Here is a 23,395-nt window from a genome sequence, read left to right on the forward strand (position 1 = left end):
CGCTCGCGTTTAGTCGACGTCCATGTTGCCCGGGGCGGTCTTGGAGACCTGCACCAGGAACTCGTAGTTGGTCTTGGTCTTGCGCAGCTGGCTCATCAGCAGGTCGATGGCCTGGTGGCTGTCCAGCCCGGACAGCACCCGGCGCAGCTTGTGCACGACGGCGAACTCGTCGGTGGAGAGCAGCAGCTCGTCCTTGCGGGTACCCGACGGGTTGACGTCGACCGCCGGGAACACCCGGCGCTCGGCGATCTTGCGGTCGAGCTTGAGCTCGGCGTTGCCGGTGCCCTTGAACTCCTCGAAGATCACGGTGTCACCGGTCGAGCCGGTCTCGACCATCGCCGTGGCGATGATGGTCAGCGAGCCGCCGTGCTCGATGTTGCGGGCCGCGCCGAGGAACCGCTTCGGCGGGTACAGCGCGGTGGAGTCCACACCACCGGACAGGATGCGGCCCGAGGCCGGCGACGCGTTGTTGTACGCGCGGCCCAGACGGGTGATCGAGTCGAGAAGGACAACCACGTCTTTGCCCTGCTCGACCAGGCGCTTGGCCCGCTCGATCGCCAGCTCGGCAGCCTGGGTGTGGTCAGACGGCGGACGGTCGAAGGTCGAGGCGATGACCTCGCCCTTCACCGAACGCTGCATGTCGGTGACCTCTTCCGGGCGCTCGTCGACGAGCACCACCATGAGGTGGCATTCCGGGTTGTTCTTGGTGATCGCGTTGGCGATGTCCTGCATGATCGTGGTCTTACCGGCCTTGGGCGGCGACACGATCAGGGCACGCTGACCCTTACCGATCGGCATGATCAGGTCGATGACGCGGGTGGTCAGCCGCTCAGGCGTGGTCTCCAGGCGCAGCCGCTGGTTCGGGTACAGCGGGGTCAGCTTGGTGAAATCGGGCCGGTTCTTGGCCGCTTCGACCGGACCGCCGTTGACGCTGTCCAGGCGCACCAGCGGGTTGAACTTCTGCCGCGGGTTGTTGCCGCCGCTCTCACCACCCTCGCGGGGCACACGGACCGCACCGGTGACCGCGTCGCCGCGGCGCAGACCGTTCTTGCGGACCATGTTCATGGACACGTAGACGTCATTCGGCCCGGCCAGGTAGCCCGAGGTACGGACGAAGGCGTAGTTGTCGAGGACATCGAGGATGCCGGCGACCGGCTGGACGACGTCGTCCTCACGCAGTTCGGTCTCGTTACCGCCCTCGGTGCCACGCTCTCCGCGGCGGCGGCGGTCGCGGTCACGGAACCGGCGGCCGCGGCGGCCCTGACGGCCATCGCCATCGCCGTCGTCGTCGTTGTTGCCCGACGAGTTGCCGCCCCGGTTCTGCTGGTTGTCCTGCTGATCGGACTCGCGGGCCTGGCCCTTGTCCTGCCGCTGGTCGCGGTCCTGCTTCTGGTCGCGCTTGTCGTCCTGCTTGTTGTCGGCCTTGTTCTCGTCGCCGGACTGCTCGCGCTTATCCCGCCGTTCCTGGCGGTCACGCTTGTCCTGCCTGGCAGGCTTTTCCTGCTGCTCAGCGGCAGGCTCGGCGTCCTTGGTGACGGCCTCAACAGCGGAATCGGCCTTCGCCTCAACCTTGGCGGCGTCACCCTTGGCGGCGTCACCCTTGGCGGCGTCACCCTTGGCGGCGTCACCCTTGGTGGTGTCGCCCTTGGCGGCGTCGGCCTTGGCGGTGTCGTCATTGGCGGCGTCGGCGACCGGGGCACCGGCCTGACGCGAAGAACCACGACGCTCACGACGACGGGTCGCCGGCGGCTCAGCGGCCTCGGCTCCGGCGTCCGGCAGGACGTCGGCGGGGGCTTTTTGCGGGGCCTCGGCGGCACCGTTGGATTCGCCACGGTGGGCGCGGATAGCTGCGATCAACTCACTCTTGCGCAAACCGGACGCGCCTTCAACACCGATTTCCTTGGCCAGCGCTCGCAGCTCAGGCAGCACCATGGTCGACAGCGACGCGGGCCGGGCGCTCGAAGCGCGCCGCGCGGTGTCCGATCCGGGCGCAGAGGCAGCAGCCGGCGCCGCAGTGTCAGCGGTCGCAGTGCTTTCAGATGTCACGGCGTGCGGTAGATCCCCAGCGCCATTGGCGCTGTCAGCCGTGAAGAGGTCCGTATCTGTCACGGATTTCCTTTCTTTCCCTCGCTCATCAGGTCGTACGAGGGTTCCCCAAAGGTCGATGCGCGTTCAGCTGAACCGCTGAGCGCGTAGCTCACACCGTCGCCTGCGCAACGGCGATCGCCAGGATTCGCCGATATACGGCGAACCGTCAGTCCACGAGTAGAACACAAGAAGATTGGGTGGTCGTCCTGGTGTCGACGCAGGCAGAGACCCTGCGAGTGCTGGACGAGAGCGAGAATAACTCGCTTTGGTCAAGTAATCAAGCAACATCGACGCTGGGCGTGTGGTGTTTGCTTCTTCTCGTGCCGCTCAATCGTCAGTTCCTGGCGACCACACCAGACGTCCAGCGGACGCCCGCTCCGACCGACATTTCCCTGACGGTGAACCCATTGGCAGTGCCGTAATCCATGGCCTCATCAGGCAATCCCGCCGCCGAACTCAGCCCCAGCACCGTAGGTCCGGCTCCGGACAGCACCGCTGCCACACCACAACGCCGCAGCAGCTGCAGGTATTCCGCCGAGGCCGGCATGGCCGCGGCGCGCTGTGGCTGATGCAACACGTCCTGAGTGGCGGCCATCAGCAGATCCGGGCGCTCACTCAGCGCCACGACCAGCAAGGCCGCACGGCTCAGATTGAATCGCGCGTCGTCGTGGCTGACCTGTTCGGGCAACACGGCGCGGGTCTCGGCGGTGGACGACCGCTGCTGCGGAACCGCGGGAAACAGCCGAATGTCCGGATGTACCCGAACCGGCGCCGCCCGGTAGCGCGGCCGCCCGTCGTCATCGGTTTCGGTCCAGGACACCACCGCCCCGCCGAGAACTGCCGCCGCGGCATTGTCCGGATGCCCCTCGAACTCACTGGACAGCTGAATCAGCTGCTCAGCGCTCATCGGATCCGAACCAGCTTGCGCCACAAGACCATTGACCACAGCCAAGCCGCCCACGACAGCGGCGGCCGACGACCCGAGACCACGCGAATGCGGAATCTCATTGCGGCAGCGCACGATCAGTCCGGCCACGCGATGGCCGGTGGCCGCCAGCCCCGCCTCGATGGCCCGCACCACGAGGTGCGTCGCATCAAGTGGCACCTGGCCCGCACCCTCCCCCTCGACCTCCAGCTGAAGGCCGGATTCGGTTGTCTCGACGATGATCTCGTCGTAAAGGCTCAACGCCAACCCGAGGCTGTCAAAGCCTGGGCCGAGGTTGGCGCTGGACGCTGCGACGACAGCGGTGGCCGTGAGTCCGGCGGGCAGGGTCTGATTCACCAGGCTCAGACCAGTCCGAGCTTGGCGACGACGGCAACCGGATCGACCGGCACCGGGGTGACGGTGGGCATGTCCTTGAGCGCGGTATCGGGATCCTTGAGGCCGTTGCCGGTGACGGTGCAGACCACGGTCGAGCCACGCGCGACCCAGCCGTCCTCGATCGACTTGAGCAGACCTGCCACGCTGGCCGCCGACGCGGGCTCGACGAACACGCCTTCGCTGCGGGCGATCAGGTGATACGCCGCCAGGATCTCGTCGTCGGTAGCCGCCAGGAACCGGCCCTTGGACTGCTGTTGGGCCTCGACCGCTCCGGACCACGACGCCGGCGAACCGATCCGGATGGCAGTCGCGATGGTCTCGGGCTCCTTGACCGGCTCACCCAGCACCAGCGGGGCAGCTCCGGCCGCCTGGGTGCCGAGCATGCGCGGAAGTCGGTCCGACAGGCCGTCGCGGTGGTACTCGGAGTAGCCCTTCCAGTAGGCAGTGATGTTCCCGGCGTTGCCCACCGGCAGCGCGTGCACATCGGGCGCGGTGCCCAGCGCGTCGACGATCTCGAACGCGGCGGTCTTCTGCCCCTCGATGCGGTACGGGTTGACCGAGTTCACCAGGGCGATGGTCGGGAAATCCGCGGTGATCTTGCGAGCCAGCTCCAGGCAGTCGTCGAAGTTGCCGTCGACCTGAATGATCTTGGCGCCGTACATGACCGCCTGCGCCAGCTTGCCCATCGCGATCTTGCCCTGCGGGATCAGCACGGCACAGGTGATGCCGGCCTGCGCGGCATAGGCCGCAGCCGAGGCCGAGGTGTTACCGGTGGAAGCGCACATCACGGCTTGCTGTCCGCGCGCCAGTGACTCGGTGACCGCCACGGTCATGCCGCGGTCCTTGAACGAGCCGGTCGGGTTGAGCCCCTCGACCTTGAGATGCACTGTGCAACCGGTGAGTTCGCTCAGGCGCTTGGCATGGATGAGCGGCGTGCCACCCTCGAGCAAGGTGATCGGCGTCCAGTTGTCGCCGACCGGCAGCCGATCGCGGTAGGCCTCGATCAATCCCGGCCAGGGCCGGTGCACCGGCCCTGCGCTGGTCTTTCCTTGCGTCCCGGGGTTCATGCGTCCGTTCCTTCCATACGCAGCACGCTGTTGATGGTCTGCACCACGTCGAGATCGGCCAGCGCCTCGACGGTTTCGGAGAGCGCGGCATCGGTGGCCTGGTGGGTGACCACCACGATGCGTGCACCACACGGCCGGCCGCCCTCGTCGACCATGCCCTCCTGACGTACCTCGGCGATGCTGACCTCACGCTTGGAGAACTCGGCCGACACGGCAGACAACACGCCGGGCCGGTCCGAGACGTTCATGTTCACGTAGTAGCGGGTGGGGATGAACCCGATCGGGGCGATCGGCAGCTTGGCGTACTTGGATTCGCGCGGGCCGCGTCCACCCTGGACCCGGTTGCGCGCGGCCATCACGACGTCACCCATCACCGCCGACGCGGTCGGCGCTCCCCCCGCGCCCTGGCCGTAGAACATCAGCCGACCGGCCGCCTCGGCCTCGACCACCACGGCATTGAAGGCACCGTTGACCGCCGCCAGCGGATGCGACAACGGCACCAGCGCCGGGTAGACCCGCGCCGAGACACGTTGCTTGCCTTCATCGCTGGTCAGCCGCTCACAGATGGCCAGCAGTTTGATGGTGCAACCCAGGGCACGAGCGGATTCGAAGTCGGTCGCGCTCACCTTGGTGATGCCCTCGCGATAGACATCGTCGGCGGTGACCCGGGTGTGGAACGCAATCGAGGCCAGGATCGCTGCCTTGGCCGCGGCGTCGTAGCCCTCGACATCGGCCGTGGGATCGGCCTCGGCATAACCCAGAGCACTGGCATCGGCCAATGCCGAGGCGTAATCGGCTCCGGTGCTGTCCATCTCGGACAGGATGTAGTTGGTGGTGCCGTTGACGATGCCCGCCACCCGCAGCACCGAATCACCGGCCAGCGACTGGGTGAGCGGGCGGATCACCGGGATGGCGCCCGCCACTGCGGCTTCGAAATACAGGTCGACGCGCGCCTTTTCGGCGGCCTGCGCCAGCTCGCCGGTGGACTGCGCCATCAACGCCTTGTTAGCGGTGACCACCGACTTGCCCTGCTCGAGCGCGGCCAGGATGGCCTTGCGGGCCGGCTTCACCGGCCCCATCAACTCCACCACGATGTCGACGTCGTCGCGCGATACCAGCTCGACGATGTCGTCGGTGAGCAGATCCTTGGGCACACCACGGTCACCGGAGACCTTGCGCACCCCGATGCCGCGCACCTCGAGCGGGGCGCCGATGCGGGCGGCGAGATCGGCGGCGCTCTCGTTGATGATGCGCACCACTTCGCTGCCGACGTTGCCCAGCCCCAATACCGCTACGCCGATGGGCTTCTCACTCATTGACCACTCACCTCCAGGCTCAAAAGATCGTCGACGGTCTCCCGACGGAGCACCAAACGCGCCTTGCCGTCCTTCACGGCCACCACAGCAGGTCGGCACAGCAGGTTGTACCGGCTTGACATCGAGTAGCAGTAGGCGCCGGTGGCGGCAACTGCCAGCAGGTCGCCGGGCGCGATGTCCTCCGAGACCCAGGTGTCGCGAACGACGATGTCACCGGTCTCGCAGTGCTTTCCGACGATCCGCGCCAGCGTCGCGGGTGCATCGCTGACCCGGGAGACCAACCGCGCGTCGTACTCGGCGCCGTACAGGGCGGGGCGGATGTTGTCGCTCATCCCGCCGTCGACACTCACGTAGCGCCGTTGCGCGGTGGCGCTGATCGCCACGTCCTTGACGGTGCCGACCTCGTAGAGCGTGATGGTGCCCGGCCCGGCGATGGCGCGGCCCGGCTCGACCACGAGCTTCGGTGTCGGGAGCCCAACGGCCTCGGACTCGCTACGCACGATGGCCAGCAGCTTGTCGGCAAGCTCCTGCATCGGCGGCGGATCATCCTGCGGCACATAGGAAATACCCAGACCGCCGCCGAGATCGATGATCGACATCTGAGACGTCTTCTCGACACCGAATTCCGATACGACGTCACGCAGCAGGCCGATCACCCGGTGTGCGGCCACCTCGAAGCCGGCCACGTCGAAGATCTGGCTGCCGATGTGACTGTGCAGTCCGACCAGGCGCAGGTTGTCGGTGGCGAACACCTTGCGTACCGCGTCCATCGCCGCGCCACTGGCCAGTGACAATCCGAACTTCTGGTCCTCGTGGGCGGTGGAGATGAACTCGTGGGTGTGCGCCTCCACCCCGGGCGTCACCCGCACCAGCACGTCCTGGACGATGCCCGCCGCTCCGGCGACCTCGTCCAGACGCGCGATCTCGATCAGGGAATCGACGACCACATGCCCGACCCCGGCCTTGACCGCCGCGGTCAGCTCGGCGACGGATTTGTTGTTGCCGTGCAGGGTGATTCGCTCCGGCGGGAAGTCGGCGTGCAGCGCCACCGCAAGCTCGCCCCCGGTGGCCACGTCGAGCGACAGACCTTCCTCGTCGACCCAGCGCGCGATCTCACTGCACAGGAACGCCTTGGCGGCGTAGTGCACATAGTCGCCGCCGCCGAACGCCGCGGCGATGTCGCGGCAGCGGGACCGGAAGTCGTCCTCGTCGATCACGAACAGCGGAGTGCCGTATTCGGCCGCCAATTCGGTGACCGGCACCCCGGCGATCGACACCACACCGCCGTCACCGCGAACCAGGTTGCGCGGCCACACATTCGGGGCCAGCAACATGACCTCGTCTGGACTCTGCGGCTTCACCGGCGCGCCGGGGTGGTGAACCTCTTCGGCGTGCCGCGGCCCGGCGGGATGCGCGTTCACATGCGCTCCGGAGCAGTGACACCGAGGATGGCCAGTCCGTTGGCGATCACCTGGCGGGTGGCCTCGCACAGCGCCAACCGCGCCGCGTTCAGATCGCCCGGTTCCTCGTCACCCTGCGGCAGCACGCGGCAGGCATCGTAGAACCGGTGGTAGTCGCCGGCCAGGTCTTCCAGGTACCGGCACACGCGGTGCGGCTCACGCAGCGCGGCAGCGGCTTTGAGCACCCGGGGGAACTCTCCCAGGTTGCGGATCAGAATGCCCTCTTTGTCGTGGGTCAGCAGATCCAGGTGAGCCGTGTCGGCGGCGACACCGAGGTCGGCGGCATTGCGGGCCAGCGCCGACAACCGGGCATGCGCGTACTGCACGTAGTAGACCGGGTTTTCGTTGGACGCGCTGGACCACAGCGCCAGATCGATGTCGATCGGGGTGTCCACCGAGGAGCGGATGAGTGAGTACCGTGCGGCGTCGACGCCGATGGCCTCGACGAGATCGTCGAGAGTGATGACGGTGCCTGCGCGCTTGCTCATCCGTACCGGCTGGCCGTCGCGGACCAGGTTGACCATCTGGCCGATCAGCACCTCGACGGTGTCCGGGTTGTCACCGAGCGCGGCCGCGGCGGCCTTCAGCCGTGCGATATAGCCGTGGTGGTCGGCGCCGAGCATGTAGATGCACAGGTCGAATCCACGCTCGCGCTTGTCGAGGTAGTACGCCAGGTCACCGGCGATGTAGGCCGCGTTGCCGTCGCTCTTGATGACGACGCGGTCCTTGTCGTCACCGAATTCGGTGGTGCGCAACCAGGTTGCGCCGTCCTTCTCGTAGATGTTGCCGGTCTCGCGCAGCTTGGCGATGGCCTGGTCGACGCGGCCGGAGGTGTGCATCGAGTCTTCGTGGGTGTACACATCGAAGTCGGTGCCGAACTCGTGCAGCGATTCCTTGATGTGGGTGAACATCAGGTCCACGCCGATCTCACGGAAGGCTTCCTGCCGCTCATCGTCGGGCAGGCTCATCGCATCGGGCCGCTTGGCCAGCACGGCCGCGGCGATGTCGTTGATGTAGGTACCGGCGTAGCCGTCCTCCGGGGCCGGCTCCCCCTTGGCCGCGGCGACCAGCGAGCGGGCGAACCGGTCGATCTGGGCGCCGTGGTCGTTGAAGTAGTACTCGCGGGTGACGTCCGCGCCCTGCGTGGTCAGCAACCGGCCCAGCGCGTCGCCGACTGCAGCCCACCGGGTGCCGCCGATGTGGATGGGTCCGGTCGGGTTGGCCGAGACGAACTCCAGGTTGACCTTCTCGTTCAGCTCGGCGGAGTTCCCGTACGCCGCTCCCGCGTCGAGCACGTTGGTGACGATGACGCCCTGCGCGGAGGCTTCGATACGCAGGTTGACGAAACCGGGCCCGGCGACCTCGGCGGCCGCGATGCCGTCGGCCGCGGCCAGTGCGGTGGCCAGCCAGCCGGCCAGCTCGCGCGGATTGACGCCGACCTTCTTGCCGAGCTGCAGCGCGAGGTTCGTCGCGTAGTCGCCGTGCTCAAGGTTGCGCGGGCGCTCGACCGTGACGGTGTCGGGCAGCGCGGCGGTGTCCAGGTCGTGTTCGGTCAGCACTGCGGCGGCAGTAGCCTTGAGCAGCTCTGCAAGGTCAGCGGGGGTCACGAGGGTCCATCCTATGGTCTGGGGTCCCCGCGCCCCGAATCCGTATTCGCTCTTGTATGCGCTACGCTATGCAAGCCCAATCGGCGCAGCTGGTCTCCAGCCCGCGCCCCCGTAGCTCAGGGGATAGAGCGTCTGCCTCCGGAGCAGAAGGCCGCAGGTTCGAATCCTGCCGGGGGCACTCCTTTGACCTGCGGAAACAGTATTCGAGTAGCGCGCCGTGATTCCGGTGCCATCGGATTCGATGCCCGCGTTTTGTAGGCGACCACTCACCGCACGCTGAGCGAGGCGACGTGCAACATGATCAGCATGGGTGAACTCCACCGAAGCACTGGACGTTGAGATGCGGCGCAAGACGGAACCGCACTGGCATATCAAGCTGAACGATGACGTCAGGGCTAGTAAGGGCGCATGCCAGATGCGTCCCTACTAGCCGCTATGGACCATCAGCCAGCACTAAACTCAGGGTTAATGCCGCGGTGCCGAATCGCAGACAACTCCTCCGCAATCGCCAATAATGCACCGATCTCGGCGACCTTGAGCCGCTGGTCGACAGTGAGGTGGTCGATCTCCATGAACGAACCCGAGGACTTCCCCTCAGCTGCACCGATTGTCTCGGCCAGGACATCCCAGGTGTTTCCATACGTGTCAGGCATCGTGTCTCCCCTAAGCACTCAGCGGTTCAAGTTCTGCCAGTATGTGGGCACGGAATCGTTCACATCGCAGAGTGCTCTGCCAAGGTTGTAGATCAGGGTGTTCTGACGCTCCAGCAGTGCGATTATCGAGTTCAGGTTGTTATAGATGTCTTCCGGCGTAGCGGCAATCTCACTTCCGGTGCCCTTTGGCGGCTCGGCTCTTCCATCGCGAATGTCTCGCAACACATCCTCGATGTGAGTTAGCTTCTCCAAAATGTCGGCGTCCATCACTACCTTCCCCGTTGTACGGCTTTGCCGCAGGATGGCGGCCAGGTCGACGTTAGCGGGTGACGGCGACAATCCCAGCACGACTTTCGCAGTTGGTCGCCGAGATGCCAAGTGAGGTTTGTGGCCCAGGGTGGTCTCCTCGTAGATTCCACATCCAAGGCTCGAGAACAGGACCTCATACGTCGTGGGAACCCGCCGATTCCGGTGCAACCGATTATCACGGTGGTCTGGCCACGCCGAGGTGGCCGCGGACCGCGACAAACCAGCCCTTCGACGGGCTCCCCGTGAAGCACTGGTCGGCGGTCACCCAGACGAGCGCGAAATGCAGGGCGACCGAGAACGTCACCCGACGCAACCGGGTGTGCGCCCAGGCGGCGATCACGTTCAAACGATTCGACGCTAAGGCCCCTCGTACTGAGGGGCGCACACTCGCCGACGCCTATGAAAGCGTGCCGAAATCGAGAGTAAATCAGCTAGAAGGTCTCGGCGGCCCCACAGTGCCGATATCATCCGGAATCTTAGATGCGAGGTAAGCGAAAAAGAGTTGGGCGCCTAATCCAAGGTCTCGAAGCCGTTGGACAGCCTCGTCCGGAGTCACCTCGTAGTCGGCCTCAAGCAATTCGGCTAGTCGGGTCTGTCGCGATTTTACGAACTTTATCAGATCTCCGAAAGCAGCATCATCTTTGGATTGCCGAAAAGTCATGACCAGCTGCGCACCCAACGTCAAAACAAAAATTGGCCCGTAAACGGCTGCCGCCGTGGCTATAGATAGAGCAATATCGCCAACAGCCACGATCTGAGCAATTGTGTTCCCATACAAGGACGTCACCGAGTAGAACAAAAACCCGACTATCGACGACGAGCCAGAAACTTCGTATTGCCCGGGCGCAGCGATATAAACAGAGCGATTGATCATTGTTAGAAGAATGATTGATTGCAGTAATAGCCAGATATACGAAAGCACGTTGAGGAAGATCAGCGCGTAACTACGTCGGTACTGCTGAAGCAGGTCGGAGTAAAAGGCCATCAATTTGAGGGTGAAGAGGCCGATTGTAATGCTATTAGTGAACTTTGTGAGCTGCTCTTTGTTGAACCGCTCAACTTCATCGCTTCGAAGCTCATCCCCTATCTGGAGGGGCTCAATCCGCGATCTCGACGTGACTGTCCGAACAAATTTCTGTTGATAGCCAAGGAATTTCGATGCGCGGACTCCCCCAACGATGGTCTGTACGTAGTGGTATACAAGGGCGAGAGACAGCAGCATTGCACAGACTGCTGCGACACGTGGAGAATCACTCGCAATTGCAGTTACCACAACCAATATCTCGAAGGCGCGTATGAAAAATCTCCAGCGAAAGTGTGAGAATACGGATATACACAATGTCGACAGTGCCAGCAGGAGATTCCAGCTCCGAAACCACATCAGCAAGCGAGGAATCTTCCAAAACATGATGATCAGCGGAAAGAAGATCACATAGAGAAGTACAAATACACTTTTCTTAGTAGCCACAAGGATCACGGCAACCGCGAGTAGCGCTACAAGCCAGCGGAACTGAACAAAATGATTCCATGGACTGCCAAGTTTGTTGGCAATGAAGACATCGAAATCGAAGAAGAACACTTTCGACAGACCGAAACACCATACAATAGTTCCCGCCACATCGCCCACAAGAGAAATCCGACGCCACTTGCGATTAGGTGCGTCCTGCTTATCTGAGCGCCAGGGGGGCGTAAAATCCTCGGCCTGAACTTCAGCCACGGAAGTATCAATCTTATCCCAGAGCGAAATTGACAATTTCAGTCCTCAGAGTCACTAGATCGGGGGCGTATAAATTTGCTGGACCGGCTGATCCAGGGGAGGGCGCTCCGCACAGAGGGACAATAGCTCCTCAGCGCCAGCGCAGATACTGACTCGACAATATCTGCGGAGACATCCAATGCGCAGACGCTTCGAAGGCAACCGACGGCGCAGTCTACTAACTCTCGCCAGTAGCAGCTTCTCCTGCGGCGAGCCTCCACTTGCCTCCAATACCGGTTCCGGCAGTCACGTTTACGCTGCGCTTTCTGGCCAGTCGGGCACCGCGGGCGGCATATCGGTTAGACATTGATCGCAGGGACGTCGGCGTTCCGCGCGTCGGCGCTCTCGGGCATCCGATCGCGACGTCCTGCCGAACCACGCTCGAAAGCAGCGAAAGTTAGTGACAGTCACCGCCATGAATCACGCCCAGATATCCGCTCGGCGCACCGCATGCCTAAACTCTATAGAATATTTTCTATAGAGTTTGATGGAAGGCCGCCACAGTGATCACCTTGTCCGCAGAAGAGCAGGCCATCGTCAGTACCGTCCGCGACTTCGTCGACAAGCAGGTCCGGCCCGTGGTCCGCGAACTCGAGCACGCCAACACCTACCCCGAAGAGCTCATCGAGGCGATGAAGGAGATGGGCATTTTCGGGCTCGCGATCCCGGAACCGTATGGCTTCGCCGCTGTTTCGATGCCGTGCTACGCCCAGGTCACCGAGGAACTGGCACGCGGCTGGATGAGCCTGGCCGGCGCGATGGGCGGGCACACCGTGGTCTCCAAGCTGCTGCTGCAGTTCGGCACCGAGGAGCAGAAGCAGAAATACCTCCCCCGGATGGCCACCGGTGAGCTCCGCGCGACGATGGCCCTGACCGAACCCGGTGGCGGCTCCGACCTGCAGGCCATGCGGACGGTCGCGACGAAGGACGCATCCGGCTATGTGATCAACGGGTCCAAGACCTGGATCAGCAACGCCCGCAAGGCCGGCCTCGTCGCACTGCTGTGCAAGACCGATCCGGCGGCGACCCCCGCACACAAGGGGGTGTCGATCCTGTTGGTGGAGAAGGTCCCCGGCTTCACGGTCTCGAAGGACCTGCCGAAACTGGGATACAAGGGCGTCGAGAGCTGTGAGATCAATTTCGTTGACTGCCAGGTGGATTCGGAGGCACTGCTCGGTGGCGTCGAAGGACGTGGCTTCGCGCAGATGATGAAGGGACTCGAGGTCGGCCGAATCCAGGTCGCGGCCCGGGCAACCGGGGTCGCCCGTGCCGCCTTCGACGACGCACTGCAGTACGCGCAGGACCGGGAGAGCTTCGGGGTGCCGATCTGGCAGCACCAATCGGTCGGCAACATGCTCGCCGACATGGGCACCAAGCTCTACGCCGCCCGCAGCCTCCTGCTCGATGCGGCCGAGAGGATCGACGCCGGCGGGCGCTGCGACATGGAGGCCGGCATGGCCAAGCTGTTCGCCTCCGAGACCGCGATGGAAATCGCGCTCAACGCGGTGCGGATCCACGGCGGCTACGGATACTCCACCGAGTACGACGTCGAACGCTATTTCCGTGACGCGCCACTGATGATCGTCGGTGAAGGCACCAACGAGATCCAGCGCGGCGTGATCGCCAAGCAGTTGGTCAAACGCGGCGGACTCGACATCTGAGGCATGCCATGACCGGGAACTCGAAAAGACTCGTACCGATGCGGTTGTCCGACGTCGCCTCGGCCCACGTTCGCGAACTCATCGTTTCGGGACAGCTGCAGTCCGGAGAGTTCATCCGACCGGAAACGGTCGCCGATGAACTCGGGATCAGCGCCACTCCGGCGCGCGAAGGCCTGCTCCAACTGCAGACCGAGGGCTTTCTGTCCGTGGAGCCTCGGCGCGGTTTCATGGTGACCGCGCTGTCCAGCGACGACATTCGCGACATCTATGACGCCCAGGCGCTGTTGGGCGGTGAGCTCACGGCCCGCACTGCCGCCACGATCACGCCGACCGCGGTCGATGAACTCGAACGCATCCAGGAGGCGCTCGAACGTGCCGCTGCCGCCAACGATTTCGATGAAGAGGAACGCCTCAACCATCAGTTCCACGCCCTGATCTACGAGCTGAGCGGATCGCGCAAGATGCGCTGGCTGATCAAGACAACGCTGGCATACGCACCGCGAAAATTCTTCGCCGCGGTGGAAGGGTGGCCCGAGGCCTCAGCCCAGGATCACCGCGCCATCATCGAGCATCTGCGGACCAACGACCCCGAGAAGGCCCGTGGCGCGATGGCCCGGCACATCCGCAATGCCGGCGCATTACTTGCCGAGCACCTGGCCCAGAACGGCGACTCCGCATGATCGCCACTTCACCCGACCGTGCGGTTCTGGCGAACGAAAGTTTGAATCCATCGCTACCCCGGTTCCGAGGGTCCTGCCTGCCCTGAGCAGAACGTGGACCCGGACTCCAAAGCAGCGGAAGAAAAGCCTTCAGCTAACTGCCCCAAGGGTATACAGTGACCCCAACATTTCGGGATTCCGTCAGTGGGGGGACACAAGCATGCAGAAGTTCGTCGCAGCAGCGGTGGCCGCTGGAGCCTTGGGCGCCGGACTCGCACTCGCCGCGCCGGCCGCGGCGGCACCGAACTGCTCCGACATCGTCGACAAGATCAACAGCGAGGATGGCTACACGCCGACCAGCGGCGAGAAGTGGTCCTGCGCCACCGAGATCCAGGCGAACAAGTGGGCCATCTTCCCGGGCAACATCACCGACAAGTGGGGCAGCTTCCCCGCCAACACCGCCGACAAGTGGGCCAAAGCCCCCGCTGATGTCGCCAAGAAGTGGAACGACTTCCCCAAGAACCTGAAGGACAAGTGGACCGGGGGCGGTGACGAAGCGGAGTAATCCTCCGAACACCGCCTCACATCAGTGGTGATCCGTTTACAGCGGGTCACCACTGATCTGTTTACGGCCCGTCGTCGGCCGCCACCCCGAGCGCGGCGAGCAGCGCCTCGCGATGCGCGACGAACTCGGGGTTGCGGTAGGTGCGGGCATCCGGCGTCTGGAAGTCCAGGTGACGATCGACGACGAACGATCCGCCGTCGAGGACGAGCACGCGATCAGCCAGCGTCACGGCTTCGTCGACATCGTGCGTCACCAGCAGGACCCCGGGTTCGTACTTCGCACACAGTTCCTTGAGCAGGTGGTGCATGCGAACCCGGGTGAGCGCGTCGAGCGCCCCGAAGGGTTCATCTGCCAGCAATAGCGCGGGATTGCGCACCAGCGACCGGGCCAGCGCCACCCGTTGTTGTTCACCCCCGGACAGCTCGTACGGCCAGGCCTGTTCGCGTCCGGCCAGGCCGACATCGGCGAGCACCGTGCTCGCCCGTTGTCTGACCTCGCGACCGGACAAACCGAGCGCGACGTTGTCGAGTACCCGCGCCCACGGCAGCAGCCGGGAGTCCTGGAACACCACCGACACATCGCGGGCGACGAACAGGTCCCCTGTTCCGGCGACTCCGTGATCCAGCCCGGCCAGCGCCCGCAGCAGCGTGCTCTTGCCGGAGCCGCTGCGCCCCAGCAGGGCCACGAACTCACCCTTGCGGATGCTGAGGTCCACCGCGTCGAGAATCGTTGTGCCACCGAATGATCGGCTCAGTTGCCGGACGACGGCGACTTCGTCGGTCAGGTTCCCAGTGCGCGCCGCCACGACAACGCTCTCCTCTCGATGGCCCGGACCGCGTAGTCGCCGGTGAGTCCGAACACCGCGTAGACGAGCAGGCCGACCACCACGACGTCCAGCTGCCCATACAGCCGGGCTTGGGTCATCAGATAGCCGATACCACTGGTCGCATTGACCTGTTCGACGACCACCAGCGCGGTCCACGAGATGGTGACCGCGAGCCGCAGCCCGGTGAAGAAACCGGGCAGGGCACCGGGGATGGCCACCTTGCGGATGAACTGACTGCGGGAAAGCCCAACGGTTTCCGCGAGTTCGACGTGGCGCAGGTCGACACCCTTGAGCTGTGCGGTGGTGTTGATGTAGACGGGAATCAGCACGCTGGTGGCGATGATGATGATCTTCATGGTGTCGCCGATGCCGAACCAGATGATCGCGAGCGGGATGATGGCCAGGGTCGGCACGGCGCGCTTGACCTGGATGGGCCCGTCGACGATGGCCTCGCCGATGCGACTGAGCCCCGAGATCAACGCGAGCACCAGACCCAGTGCCACGCCGATGGCCAACGAGATCGATGCCAGCTTGAGTGAGGCGAGGATGTTCGTGGGCAAGCGACCGTCCGACCACATCTCGCCGATCGTGCGCACGATGTCCAGCGGGTGCGGCAGGGTACGCGGATCGAGGATGCCCAGCTGCGACGTGACGATCCAGATGACAACCAGCAGAAGCGGTCCGACGGCCAGCGACGCGGGGATGGCGCGCCCCGGCCCCAGCCGCCGGCGGCGTTCACTGCCCGACCGGTGTTCCAAATGCGGATAGTCCTGGCGTCCGGCAGCCTCCGCTCCCACTGTCACCGCCGAAGCGGGCGCCGTCTGGACGGTGGTCACTGTTTGCCCGTCGACGTCGCATTGAGATCGGCGAACCGGGAATCGAATTCGTCCTCGGCGGGCAGTTGTTTCCCGGAGAATGCGCCCGCCTGCTGCAGCAGGTCGATGGTCTCCTGCTGGGTGTTGATCAGCTCATCGGTGAACCCCGGCACCGAGGACTTTCCGTCGGCCGCGGCGATGGCCTTTGCGTCTTCCGGGCTGACCTTCTGATCCTTGATCAGGTACTCGTCGATCCAGGTCTGCTTGTTGTCGTTGAGCCACTGTTCGGCGCGGTACCAGGCGATCACGAACTCGCGGATGGCCGCCGCGCGAGCCGGGTCGGACAGCGCTTCCCTGCTGGCGTAGACGTAGTACAGGCCGGGATAGGCACCTGGGGCATTGGGGATTTCGATGCTCCCCTCCCCCTGCGTGGACGCGAGGTACCGGACGCGGTCCGGTTGCTTGAGCACCGCGGCGTTGACCTGCTCGGCACGCAGGCCGTCGGCGAACTCGGCCAGACCCAGATTGATGGGCTGTACGTCCTTGATGCTCAGGCCGGCGGACTTGAGGTTGCGTAGCACGACCGCCTGCTGCGCCGTGCCCTCGTTGATCGCAATCTTCTTGCCTGCCAGGTCTTTCAGTGACTTGATACCCGAACCCGGTGAGGTTGCCAGCACCAGCCCGTTCCCGTCGTACTTCACCGCCCCGACGATCGGCACCCCGGCGTCCGAATACTGCGCGAGGATGGGCGGAACATCGCCGACTCGGCCCAGTTGCGCGTTGCCCGAACGGATCGCCTCCAGGCGCAGCGGTCCGCTGCTGAAGTTGGCGTAGGTCACGTCGGCGCTGAGCCGGTCCTGCTCACCGGAGAGTTTGAACAATGTCTTGAGCCGGTTCGCGTCGTCGGCGACCACCAGGCTGGTCCCCTCCGGAACCGCCACCGGAAGCAGTGCGTCCGCGGACAGTCCGCCGCTGCCTTGCGCCCCGGATCCGGACGACTGGCAGCCGGCCACCACGCCCGCGACGAGGCCGGCGGCCAGGATCACCCGGGTCAAGCGGGTCAACGGATTACGCATATCTGGTTCCCTGTCAGCTCGCGGCCGACACGGGAGCGTCCGCGCCGGTGGTGAATCGGTTGGCCGGCCGGTCCAAACCGAGGTGGTCACGGAGTGTGCTGCCGGTGTATTCCTCGCGGAAGATGCCGCGGCGCTGCAACTCTGGGACGACGTGGTCGACGAAGTCGGTCAGTGAGGACGGCAGGGCCGGCGGGATGAGATTGAAACCGTCAGCAGCGCCTGTGGTGAACCATTCCTCGATGGTGTCGGCCACCTGTTCGGGCGTGCCTGCGAACAACCGGTGTCCCCGACCGCTGCTGAGCCGCAGCAGCAGCTCACGGACGGTGAGGTTGTCGGTCTCGACCAACCGCTTCACCAGCGCAAGCCGGCTCTTGATGAACGTGTCGCCCGGATCCTCGGCCGGGAAGCTCAGTTTCCGGTCCAGATCGTCCTTGGTGACCGCGAATCCGACGATGGCGCTCAGTTGTTCGAGCCCGTAATCGGGCACGGTGAGTTCTTCGAACTCGCGTTGCCGCTCGCGCGCCTCGGCTTCGGTGCCACCGATGATCGTCGACAGCCCGGGGAGAATGTGCACTTGGTCCTGGTTGCGACCGTAGCGCCGGATACGGGCCTTGACGTCGCGGTAGAAGTCGCGGGCTTCGTCCATTGTGGGTTGCGCGGTGAAGATGGCCTCGGCGTACCTGGCCGCGAGATCCTTACCCGGCTCGGAAGACCCGGCCTGGAACAGCACCGGATGCCCCTGCGGGGAACGCGGCACCTCCAGCGGCCCGGCCACATCGAAATGCAGGCCGGAGTGGTTGATCGCGTGGATCTTGGCGGGATCAACGAAGCGTGGCGCGACCTTGTCGCCGACGATGGCGTCGTCTTCCCAGCTGTCCCACAACTTCAACGCGACCTGGAGGAACTCATCGGCACGCCGGTACCGATCGGCCGGGTCCGGGTGATTCGGCACCCCGAAGTTGGCCGCGGCCGACGCATTGGCCGTCGTCACGACGTTCCAGCCGGCCCTGCCTCGGCTCACGTGGTCGAGTGTGGCGAACCGCCGCGCCAAACCGTACGGGTCGTTGTACGTGGTGGATGCCGTCGCGATCAGCCCGACGTTGGTGGTCGCCCCGGCCAGTGCGGCAACCAGCGTGATCGGGTCGAGCGCATCGAACGGGCGAAACTCGGTCTGGTCCTTGAGGACTGGATGGTCGGCGAAGAAGACCGCGTCGAGCTTGCCACGCTCGGCGATGTGGGCCAGTTCGATGTAGTGGGCGATGTCGGTGACGCCCGACAGATCGGTTTCCGGAAGACGCCACGCCGCTTCGTGTTGACCGATGTTGCGCAGGAATGCGTTGAGGTGCAACTGCCTTGCGGGCGCAGCCATCGAGACGAGCTCCTTTGGTCGGTGAACCGGGCTGCGTCTATTTCAGGGGGCGGGCTGTGCTGCGAGAACAGTTAGGATCAGTGAAATTTCAGCTAACCCGCAGACAGCACACGAGCGTGCGGCTTGCCTGCCGCACGCTCGTGAGGGGTTTGGTGCCTTCGGTCGGCCTCAGCCCAAGCCGGTCCACTTCTTCAGAACCTTGCCCGGGAAGCTTCCCCATTTCTCTGCGGTCTTGCCTGGGAACGTCGCCCACTTCTCAGCGGTCTTGCCTGGGAACGTCGCCCACTTCTCAGCGGTCTTGCCTGGGAACGACGTCCACTTCTCAGCGGTCTTACCGGGGAACGACGTCCACTTGTCGACGATGGGGCTCTCGGGCAGATCGACCCCACCGGTGAGCGCGCTCTTGGCGGCGTCGGTGACGGCATCGGTGACCGACGAAGACACACGGTCACACGGCGAGCACCCGACGGTGCTGTTGCCCTTGGAATCGGCCGACGCGGGCGCGGACAGCGCCACCGCAGCGCCGATGGCCCCCGCGGCGAGGGTCGTGGCGATCAAACTCTTCTGCATTCTGAGTCCCCAACTGTCGTGTCCGGCATCGCCTGACGGCGACGCCAATTTGACACGCTAGTCCCAGAACCCCGCTGGCGTCCTGCCATGTCAGACGCCCGAGATCGTTTGCTGTAGCTGCGCCTGCATGGGGTGGCCCCTGGCCGCAGCCCATTGCACCCGACCGGACCGGTCACCGTAACCGAACAGCAGGTAACCGCCGGGTTAACAGCCGCGCGGTACGCCGATCTATCATGCGCTTACTCGATATTCGAGGACGCCGCAGACAGTTCACCTTGAAGACGACAACGCAGGGAAACTCATCGCGATTTCGAGACCCAGACTACGCGGCAGGCCTCGGAATGATCTTGCTCACGTTTTGCTGGAGTGGCCCGGCCAGGATGCCTCAGGCGAAGACTTTGGCCACCTCGGCCACCCGGCGCAACTGGTCGATATCGGAGCTGGTGGGGATCAGGTGCACCTCGTCGGTGCCGATGTCCTCGAACTTGCCGAGCACCTCGATCAACTCCTCTTCGGTGCCGGCCCAACCGGTCATGGGAGCCATGGCGTCGACATATTCGGCCGGGATCCAGTTCATGTACCGGCGCAGGTGCCGGTGCACCTGGGCGCGGGCTTCCTCGGGTTTACCGAGCGCAAACCAGAACGACGTGGCGAGGTGCGGCTTGGGTTTGGCCGCCTCGGCCCAGGCGGTGCGGGCGATGTCGAACAACTCGGCCTGGCGGGTCAGATCCAGATCCAGAGTCGTGCCGGCTACGCCGTCGGCCCAGGCTGCGGCGTCACGGATGGTCTTCGGCCCGATGGAGCCGATCTGCAGGGGCGGGCCACCGGTCTGAACCGGTGGCGGCCCCACCGGAAGCACCGAGTCGGTGACTTTCTCACCGGCCCAGACCCGTTTCATCACCGCGACGCGCTCGGCCATTCCCCGCCGGGTCTGGGACGACGGGTCGGCGCCGACCGCGTGGTAATCCTCGTGGCGGCCACCGACGCCGATGCCCACGGTCAACCGGCCGCCGCTCAGCAGATCACCGGTCGCCAGCCCTTTCGCCAGCATCACGGGGTCATGCAGCTGCGGCACCACCACCGTGGTCACCAGCCGCACCCGGTCGGTCCACGCCGCCAGTGCGCCCAGCAAGGTCAGGCTGTCGGGATTGTCGAAGGCGATGCGCTCGCCCCAGCACAGCGACGAGAACGGGCCTCCGTCGATGACGTGCGCCCAGGACCGCAGCGTCGTCGCATCCAACTGAGGTTCCATGACCGGCATCGTCATTCCCACGCGCACGCACGGATTCTGTCACGTCCAGGTGGCAGCATGAACCCCATGGCCATCACCACGTCCTCGGTCGCCCATGTGCGGCTCACGGTCACCGACATCGAACGGTCCCGGCAGTTCTACGAGAGCGTTTTCGGCTGGCCGATTCTGATCGAACTGCCGCAGGACGCCGATGCCTCCACCCGCGCCCTTCTCAGTTTTCTGCACGGAGGCGTCATCTACGACGCCGGGGCAACGCTGATCGGCCTGCGTCCGGTCGGGCGCGACGCGTTCGACGAGAACCGAACCGGGCTGGACCACTTGGCCTTCCGGCTCAAGAACCTCGCGGAGCTGAACGATGCCGCGCAGCACCTCGACGATCTGGACATCGTGCACGAACCCGTCAAAGACATCGGCCCCTCCTACATCCTGGAGTTCCGCGACCCCGACAACATCGCGTTGGAGCTCACCGCACCGAAGTAGGTTTCAACGACGCAGGCCGGCGACCCTGAGCAGCTCGGGGCGTCGGAGCACCAGTCCGATCCACATCAGCACACCCAGGTAGACCGCGAACAGGGTGTGGCTGAACAGCGGTGCCTCGACACGCATGTTCGCGGTTACCGCGCCACCGAGGTAGGCGGTGATGCCCACCGCGCCCAGCACCGCCGTGCGCGGGACGGCGTAGACGACAACGCACACCGCCAGGACGACTCCCATCACGAGGGCCTGCCCATCGGGAAAACCGAGGGCGGCAGTTCCGTCCTTGACCTGCTGGGGAAGGGTGAACTTGCCGAATGCGTCGAACACGAGAAAGGCACCGACAAGCCCGCTGATCCCTATTCCGATCTTGCGGCTCAGCGACTTGGCGACAGGGCCTTCGGCATGGGTGTCGGATGTGGACAGGACGGTCATGGGTTGCTCCTAGCGTTTCGAGAGGGCGACAGCGGGTAGACCGGTCCTCCGGGCGAAACTCATCGGCGAAGGACAGGGGTGGTTATCCCCCACCCGGGTCTGGGGAAAACGCTGTGTCGCCGGGCCGCGCAACTTCGTAGGTTGAAGGGCATGGTCGCAATCAGCGAAACCGGATCGCCGGTCCTGCCCGTATCGCCCCCGCCGGCGCCTGAGCCCGTGACGACATCACGCAACATCGGCCTCGTGCCGACCGCATCGATGATCACCGGTGCCGCAGTGGCATTGGTGTGGTTCTGGATTCCGTTGTCCATCATGGTCATCGGGTTCTCCTCGATTCCTTCGGTGATCGGATTCCTGCTCTCGGGGGTGGTCTTCATCTACCTGATGCGCGGTGTCGAGTGGGTCGAGCGAACGCGCAGCGAAGCGGTATTCGGCCTCGGTATCGGGATTCCGCCGCGCCAGCTGTCGCCTCACACGGGGTTCCAGGGTTGGGCGCACCAGCAGTGGCTGGACATCAGCAGTACCCGGTTCTGGAAAGCCGTATGCCACCACTACCTTCGGATGACCTACGACATGCTGGCCGCCGGCCTCGCGTTCGCGTTACTCGCCTTCGCGTTCTTGGGTCCGGCCGCTGCCGTCGCCATCCGGCAGAGCGACAACGACGCCGGGCTGATCTTCCTCTCGCCGCCGATCGCCTGGCTGCTGGCGATCGTCGCCGTCATCGCCGCGGCGGCCATCCTGATCCTCGCCCCGGCCATGGATGCCGCGATCGACCGTTGGCTCTTGTCGCCGTCGCCCACCGCAGCCCTGGAGTATCAGGTCAACGCGCTGGCCGATGCCCGGCAGGGAGCGGTGTCCTCGGCTCAGACCGAACGCCACCGCATCGAACGCGATCTGCACGACAGCGTGCAGCCCCGGCTGGTGTCCCTGGCGATGACGATCGGGCTGGCCCAGACCAAGCTGGATTCGGATCCGCCCGCCGCCAAGGCACTGATCGCCGAGGCCCACGATGACGCCAAGAGCGCACTGGTGGAACTGCGCAACGTGGTGCGCGGTATCGCCCCGACGATCCTGTCGGATCGAGGTCTCGACGCTGCGCTGTCATCGGTCGTGCACCGTGCCGAGACCTCCGGAGTACCGACCACATTGCACATCGAACTTCCGCGCAGGCTGCCCGATGAGGTGGAATCGGTCGCCTACTTCGTCGTCGCCGAGGCGCTGACCAATATCGCCAAGCACGCCAACGCCACTCAGGCCGTCGTCACCGTGCGGTTGGATGAGACCGCCAACGTGCTCCACGTCTCGGTGTTCGACGACGGTCAGGGCGCCGCAGTCATCGATGCCGGCGAGAACGCGACGGGTCTGCGCGGTCTGGACGAACGGGTACGTGCCGCAGGCGGGACCTTCGGGGTTTCCAGCCCCGCCACCGGACCGACGATCGTCACGGCGGTGCTGCCATGCGGATCGTGATCGCCGAGGACTCGGCGCTACTGCGGGCAGGCATCGAGCGGATCCTGGCCGACGCCGGGCACGAGATCGTCGCCGGGGTACCCGACGCCACCAACCTGCTGCGCCTGGTCAACGAGCATCACCCCGACCTGGCCATTCTCGACGTCCGGATGCCGCCGACCTTCACCGATGAGGGCATCCGGGCGGCGGCGCTACTGCGCAGCCAGAACCCCGAGTCCCCCGTCCTGGTGCTCTCCCACTACGTCGAAGAGCGTTACGCAGCCGATCTGATCGCCTCGGACACAAGAGGATTCGGCTATCTGCTCAAAGACCGGGTGGCCGATGTGCCTGCATTCCTCGACGCCGTCGCGGTGGTGGGTGGCGGAGGCACGGTGCTCGATCCCGAGGTGGTGTCACAGATCTTGCTACGTTCGGCCCGCCATAGCGCCCTCGACCAGCTGACCCCGCGCGAGCGCGACGTCCTGCAGTTGATGGCGGAGGGCAGAACCAACTCAGCCATCGCCGCCGCGCTGCACATCTCCGTCGGCTCGGCCGAGAAACACATCGCCTCGATCTTCACGAAATTCGACCTCGCTCCCGACGAGAGCGAGAACCGCCGGGTGCTGGCGGTACTGCGTTACCTCGAGACCTAGACCGAATATCCCTA

The 23,395-nt window shown here is 64.9% G+C and carries 23 protein-coding genes and 1 tRNA gene; 7 read left to right on the forward strand and 17 right to left on the reverse strand.

Going from position 1 to position 23,395, the window contains the following annotated elements; translation table 11 throughout:
• Positions 1-9: 9 nt before the first annotated feature.
• The 6 genes from rho to argS all read right to left on the reverse strand — a co-directional run bounded on the left by rho (position 10) and on the right by argS (position 8,859).
• Positions 10-2,109 (reverse strand): transcription termination factor Rho, encoded by a 2,100-nt coding sequence (gene rho, locus EYZ64_RS23010; protein ID WP_135457022.1) that lies wholly within the window; start codon positions 2,107-2,109, stop codon positions 10-12.
• Positions 2,110-2,422: 313 nt separating this feature from the next.
• Positions 2,423-3,370 (reverse strand): homoserine kinase, encoded by a 948-nt coding sequence (thrB, locus tag EYZ64_RS23015; RefSeq protein ID WP_135457024.1) that lies wholly within the window; start codon positions 3,368-3,370, stop codon positions 2,423-2,425.
• 5 nt (positions 3,371-3,375) lie between these two features.
• Positions 3,376-4,476, reverse strand: a complete 1,101-nt coding sequence (thrC, locus tag EYZ64_RS23020) for a threonine synthase (protein WP_135457026.1) — start codon at positions 4,474-4,476, stop codon at positions 3,376-3,378.
• Positions 4,473-5,792: a homoserine dehydrogenase gene (locus EYZ64_RS23025; RefSeq protein ID WP_135457028.1), complete on the reverse strand. Its 1,320-nt coding sequence runs from the start codon at positions 5,790-5,792 to the stop codon at positions 4,473-4,475. Before EYZ64_RS23025 ends, thrC begins: the two co-directional genes overlap by 4 nt.
• Positions 5,789-7,126, reverse strand: a complete 1,338-nt coding sequence (gene lysA, locus EYZ64_RS23030) for a diaminopimelate decarboxylase (protein WP_210115688.1) — start codon at positions 7,124-7,126, stop codon at positions 5,789-5,791. The genes EYZ64_RS23025 and lysA overlap by 4 nt, the downstream gene beginning before the upstream one ends.
• An 83-nt stretch (positions 7,127-7,209) precedes the next feature.
• The gene (argS, locus tag EYZ64_RS23035; RefSeq protein ID WP_135457032.1) at positions 7,210-8,859 is read right to left on the reverse strand and encodes an arginine--tRNA ligase; all 1,650 of its coding nucleotides are present in this window, start codon (positions 8,857-8,859) and stop codon (positions 7,210-7,212) included.
• A gap of 105 nt (positions 8,860-8,964) precedes the next feature.
• Between argS and EYZ64_RS23040 the strand changes: the two genes are divergently transcribed.
• A tRNA-Arg gene (locus EYZ64_RS23040) sits at positions 8,965-9,037 on the forward strand.
• Positions 9,038-9,302: 265 nt separating this feature from the next.
• On the opposite strand, the gene EYZ64_RS23045 is transcribed toward EYZ64_RS23040, so the two are convergent.
• The 4 genes from EYZ64_RS23045 to EYZ64_RS23055 all read right to left on the reverse strand — a co-directional run bounded on the left by EYZ64_RS23045 (position 9,303) and on the right by EYZ64_RS23055 (position 11,538).
• On the reverse strand, positions 9,303-9,512 hold the full coding sequence (locus EYZ64_RS23045; protein WP_135457034.1) for a hypothetical protein: 210 nt from the start codon (positions 9,510-9,512) through the stop codon (positions 9,303-9,305).
• An 18-nt stretch (positions 9,513-9,530) separates the two neighbouring features.
• Positions 9,531-9,779, reverse strand: coding sequence for a hypothetical protein (locus EYZ64_RS23050; protein WP_135457036.1), 249 nt, complete (start codon positions 9,777-9,779; stop codon positions 9,531-9,533).
• A 217-nt stretch (positions 9,780-9,996) separates the two neighbouring features.
• Positions 9,997-10,161, reverse strand: a complete 165-nt coding sequence (locus EYZ64_RS32100) for a hypothetical protein (RefSeq protein WP_167857936.1) — start codon at positions 10,159-10,161, stop codon at positions 9,997-9,999.
• An 87-nt stretch (positions 10,162-10,248) separates the two neighbouring features.
• Entirely contained in the window at positions 10,249-11,538 is a 1,290-nt protein-coding gene (locus tag EYZ64_RS23055; protein WP_135457038.1) for a hypothetical protein, read from the reverse strand.
• Positions 11,539-12,080: 542 nt separating this feature from the next.
• Here EYZ64_RS23055 and EYZ64_RS23060 point away from each other — a divergent pair.
• From EYZ64_RS23060 to EYZ64_RS23070, 3 genes are all read left to right on the forward strand, one after another.
• On the forward strand, positions 12,081-13,238 hold the full coding sequence (locus EYZ64_RS23060) for an acyl-CoA dehydrogenase family protein (protein WP_210115557.1): 1,158 nt from the start codon (positions 12,081-12,083) through the stop codon (positions 13,236-13,238).
• A 38-nt stretch (positions 13,239-13,276) separates the two neighbouring features.
• A complete protein-coding gene (locus EYZ64_RS23065) occupies positions 13,277-13,918 on the forward strand; it encodes a GntR family transcriptional regulator (RefSeq protein ID WP_286175101.1) in 642 nt (213 codons plus the stop codon).
• 199 nt (positions 13,919-14,117) lie between these two features.
• Positions 14,118-14,462: a hypothetical protein gene (locus EYZ64_RS23070; RefSeq protein ID WP_135457041.1), complete on the forward strand. Its 345-nt coding sequence runs from the start codon at positions 14,118-14,120 to the stop codon at positions 14,460-14,462.
• Positions 14,463-14,523: 61 nt separating this feature from the next.
• On the opposite strand, the gene EYZ64_RS23075 is transcribed toward EYZ64_RS23070, so the two are convergent.
• The 6 genes from EYZ64_RS23075 to EYZ64_RS23100 form a co-directional block, all read right to left on the reverse strand.
• On the reverse strand, positions 14,524-15,267 hold the full coding sequence (locus EYZ64_RS23075) for an ABC transporter ATP-binding protein (RefSeq protein ID WP_135457043.1): 744 nt from the start codon (positions 15,265-15,267) through the stop codon (positions 14,524-14,526).
• On the reverse strand, positions 15,243-16,124 hold the full coding sequence (locus EYZ64_RS23080) for an ABC transporter permease (protein ID WP_135457045.1): 882 nt from the start codon (positions 16,122-16,124) through the stop codon (positions 15,243-15,245). The genes EYZ64_RS23075 and EYZ64_RS23080 overlap by 25 nt, the downstream gene beginning before the upstream one ends.
• Positions 16,121-17,179, reverse strand: coding sequence for an ABC transporter substrate-binding protein (locus tag EYZ64_RS23085; RefSeq protein WP_286175102.1), 1,059 nt, complete (start codon positions 17,177-17,179; stop codon positions 16,121-16,123). Before EYZ64_RS23085 ends, EYZ64_RS23080 begins: the two co-directional genes overlap by 4 nt.
• Positions 17,180-17,192: 13 nt before the next feature.
• On the reverse strand, positions 17,193-18,548 hold the full coding sequence (locus EYZ64_RS23090) for an LLM class flavin-dependent oxidoreductase (RefSeq protein ID WP_135457047.1): 1,356 nt from the start codon (positions 18,546-18,548) through the stop codon (positions 17,193-17,195).
• 168 nt (positions 18,549-18,716) lie between these two features.
• Complete coding sequence (locus EYZ64_RS23095; protein WP_135457049.1) at positions 18,717-19,118, reverse strand: hypothetical protein; 402 nt, start codon at positions 19,116-19,118, stop codon at positions 18,717-18,719.
• Positions 19,119-19,503: 385 nt separating this feature from the next.
• The gene (locus EYZ64_RS23100; protein ID WP_135460196.1) at positions 19,504-20,385 is read right to left on the reverse strand and encodes an LLM class flavin-dependent oxidoreductase; all 882 of its coding nucleotides are present in this window, start codon (positions 20,383-20,385) and stop codon (positions 19,504-19,506) included.
• 51 nt (positions 20,386-20,436) lie between these two features.
• Between EYZ64_RS23100 and EYZ64_RS23105 the strand changes: the two genes are divergently transcribed.
• The gene (locus EYZ64_RS23105; protein WP_135460197.1) at positions 20,437-20,850 is read left to right on the forward strand and encodes a VOC family protein; all 414 of its coding nucleotides are present in this window, start codon (positions 20,437-20,439) and stop codon (positions 20,848-20,850) included.
• Between the two features lie 3 nt (positions 20,851-20,853).
• Here the strand turns inward: EYZ64_RS23105 and EYZ64_RS23110 are convergent, their stop codons facing one another.
• Positions 20,854-21,279 (reverse strand): DoxX family protein, encoded by a 426-nt coding sequence (locus EYZ64_RS23110; RefSeq protein WP_135457051.1) that lies wholly within the window; start codon positions 21,277-21,279, stop codon positions 20,854-20,856.
• Positions 21,280-21,429: 150 nt separating this feature from the next.
• Here EYZ64_RS23110 and EYZ64_RS23115 point away from each other — a divergent pair, with 150 nt between their 5' ends.
• Both EYZ64_RS23115 and EYZ64_RS23120 read left to right on the forward strand, forming a co-directional pair.
• The gene (locus tag EYZ64_RS23115) at positions 21,430-22,749 is read left to right on the forward strand and encodes a sensor histidine kinase (RefSeq protein WP_167857937.1); all 1,320 of its coding nucleotides are present in this window, start codon (positions 21,430-21,432) and stop codon (positions 22,747-22,749) included.
• Positions 22,737-23,381 carry a response regulator transcription factor gene (locus EYZ64_RS23120; protein ID WP_135457053.1) on the forward strand — a complete coding sequence of 215 codons (645 nt, stop codon included), beginning with the start codon at positions 22,737-22,739 and terminating at the stop codon, positions 23,379-23,381. The genes EYZ64_RS23115 and EYZ64_RS23120 overlap by 13 nt, the downstream gene beginning before the upstream one ends.
• Positions 23,382-23,395: the final 14 nt, after the last annotated feature.

The organism is Mycobacterium sp. DL99, from assembly GCF_004762045.1.
GTDB lineage: Bacteria > Actinomycetota > Actinomycetes > Mycobacteriales > Mycobacteriaceae > Mycobacterium.

Excerpts from the sequence above, each read along its gene's own strand:
- EYZ64_RS23050 (WP_135457036.1), bottom strand. The coding sequence starts at position 9,779 with ATGGACGCCGACATTTTGGAGAAGCTAACTCACATCGAGGATGTGTTG.
- EYZ64_RS23120 (WP_135457053.1), top strand. The coding sequence starts at position 22,737 with ATGCGGATCGTGATCGCCGAGGACTCGGCGCTACTGCGGGCAGGCATC.
- EYZ64_RS23110 (WP_135457051.1), bottom strand. The coding sequence starts at position 21,279 with ATGACCGTCCTGTCCACATCCGACACCCATGCCGAAGGCCCTGTCGCC.
- EYZ64_RS23090 (WP_135457047.1), bottom strand. The coding sequence starts at position 18,548 with ATGGCTGCGCCCGCAAGGCAGTTGCACCTCAACGCATTCCTGCGCAAC.
- EYZ64_RS23070 (WP_135457041.1), top strand. The coding sequence starts at position 14,118 with ATGCAGAAGTTCGTCGCAGCAGCGGTGGCCGCTGGAGCCTTGGGCGCC.
- EYZ64_RS23045 (WP_135457034.1), bottom strand. The coding sequence starts at position 9,512 with ATGCCTGACACGTATGGAAACACCTGGGATGTCCTGGCCGAGACAATC.
- EYZ64_RS23085 (WP_286175102.1), bottom strand. The coding sequence starts at position 17,179 with ATGCGTAATCCGTTGACCCGCTTGACCCGGGTGATCCTGGCCGCCGGC.
- EYZ64_RS23095 (WP_135457049.1), bottom strand. The coding sequence starts at position 19,118 with ATGCAGAAGAGTTTGATCGCCACGACCCTCGCCGCGGGGGCCATCGGC.
- EYZ64_RS23100 (WP_135460196.1), bottom strand. The coding sequence starts at position 20,385 with ATGACGATGCCGGTCATGGAACCTCAGTTGGATGCGACGACGCTGCGG.
- thrC (WP_135457026.1), bottom strand. The coding sequence starts at position 4,476 with ATGAACCCCGGGACGCAAGGAAAGACCAGCGCAGGGCCGGTGCACCGG.
- EYZ64_RS23025 (WP_135457028.1), bottom strand. The coding sequence starts at position 5,792 with ATGAGTGAGAAGCCCATCGGCGTAGCGGTATTGGGGCTGGGCAACGTC.
- EYZ64_RS23105 (WP_135460197.1), top strand. The coding sequence starts at position 20,437 with ATGGCCATCACCACGTCCTCGGTCGCCCATGTGCGGCTCACGGTCACC.
- lysA (WP_210115688.1), bottom strand. The coding sequence starts at position 7,126 with ATGTTGCTGGCCCCGAATGTGTGGCCGCGCAACCTGGTTCGCGGTGAC.
- EYZ64_RS23065 (WP_286175101.1), top strand. The coding sequence starts at position 13,277 with ATGCGGTTGTCCGACGTCGCCTCGGCCCACGTTCGCGAACTCATCGTT.
- EYZ64_RS23115 (WP_167857937.1), top strand. The coding sequence starts at position 21,430 with ATGGTCGCAATCAGCGAAACCGGATCGCCGGTCCTGCCCGTATCGCCC.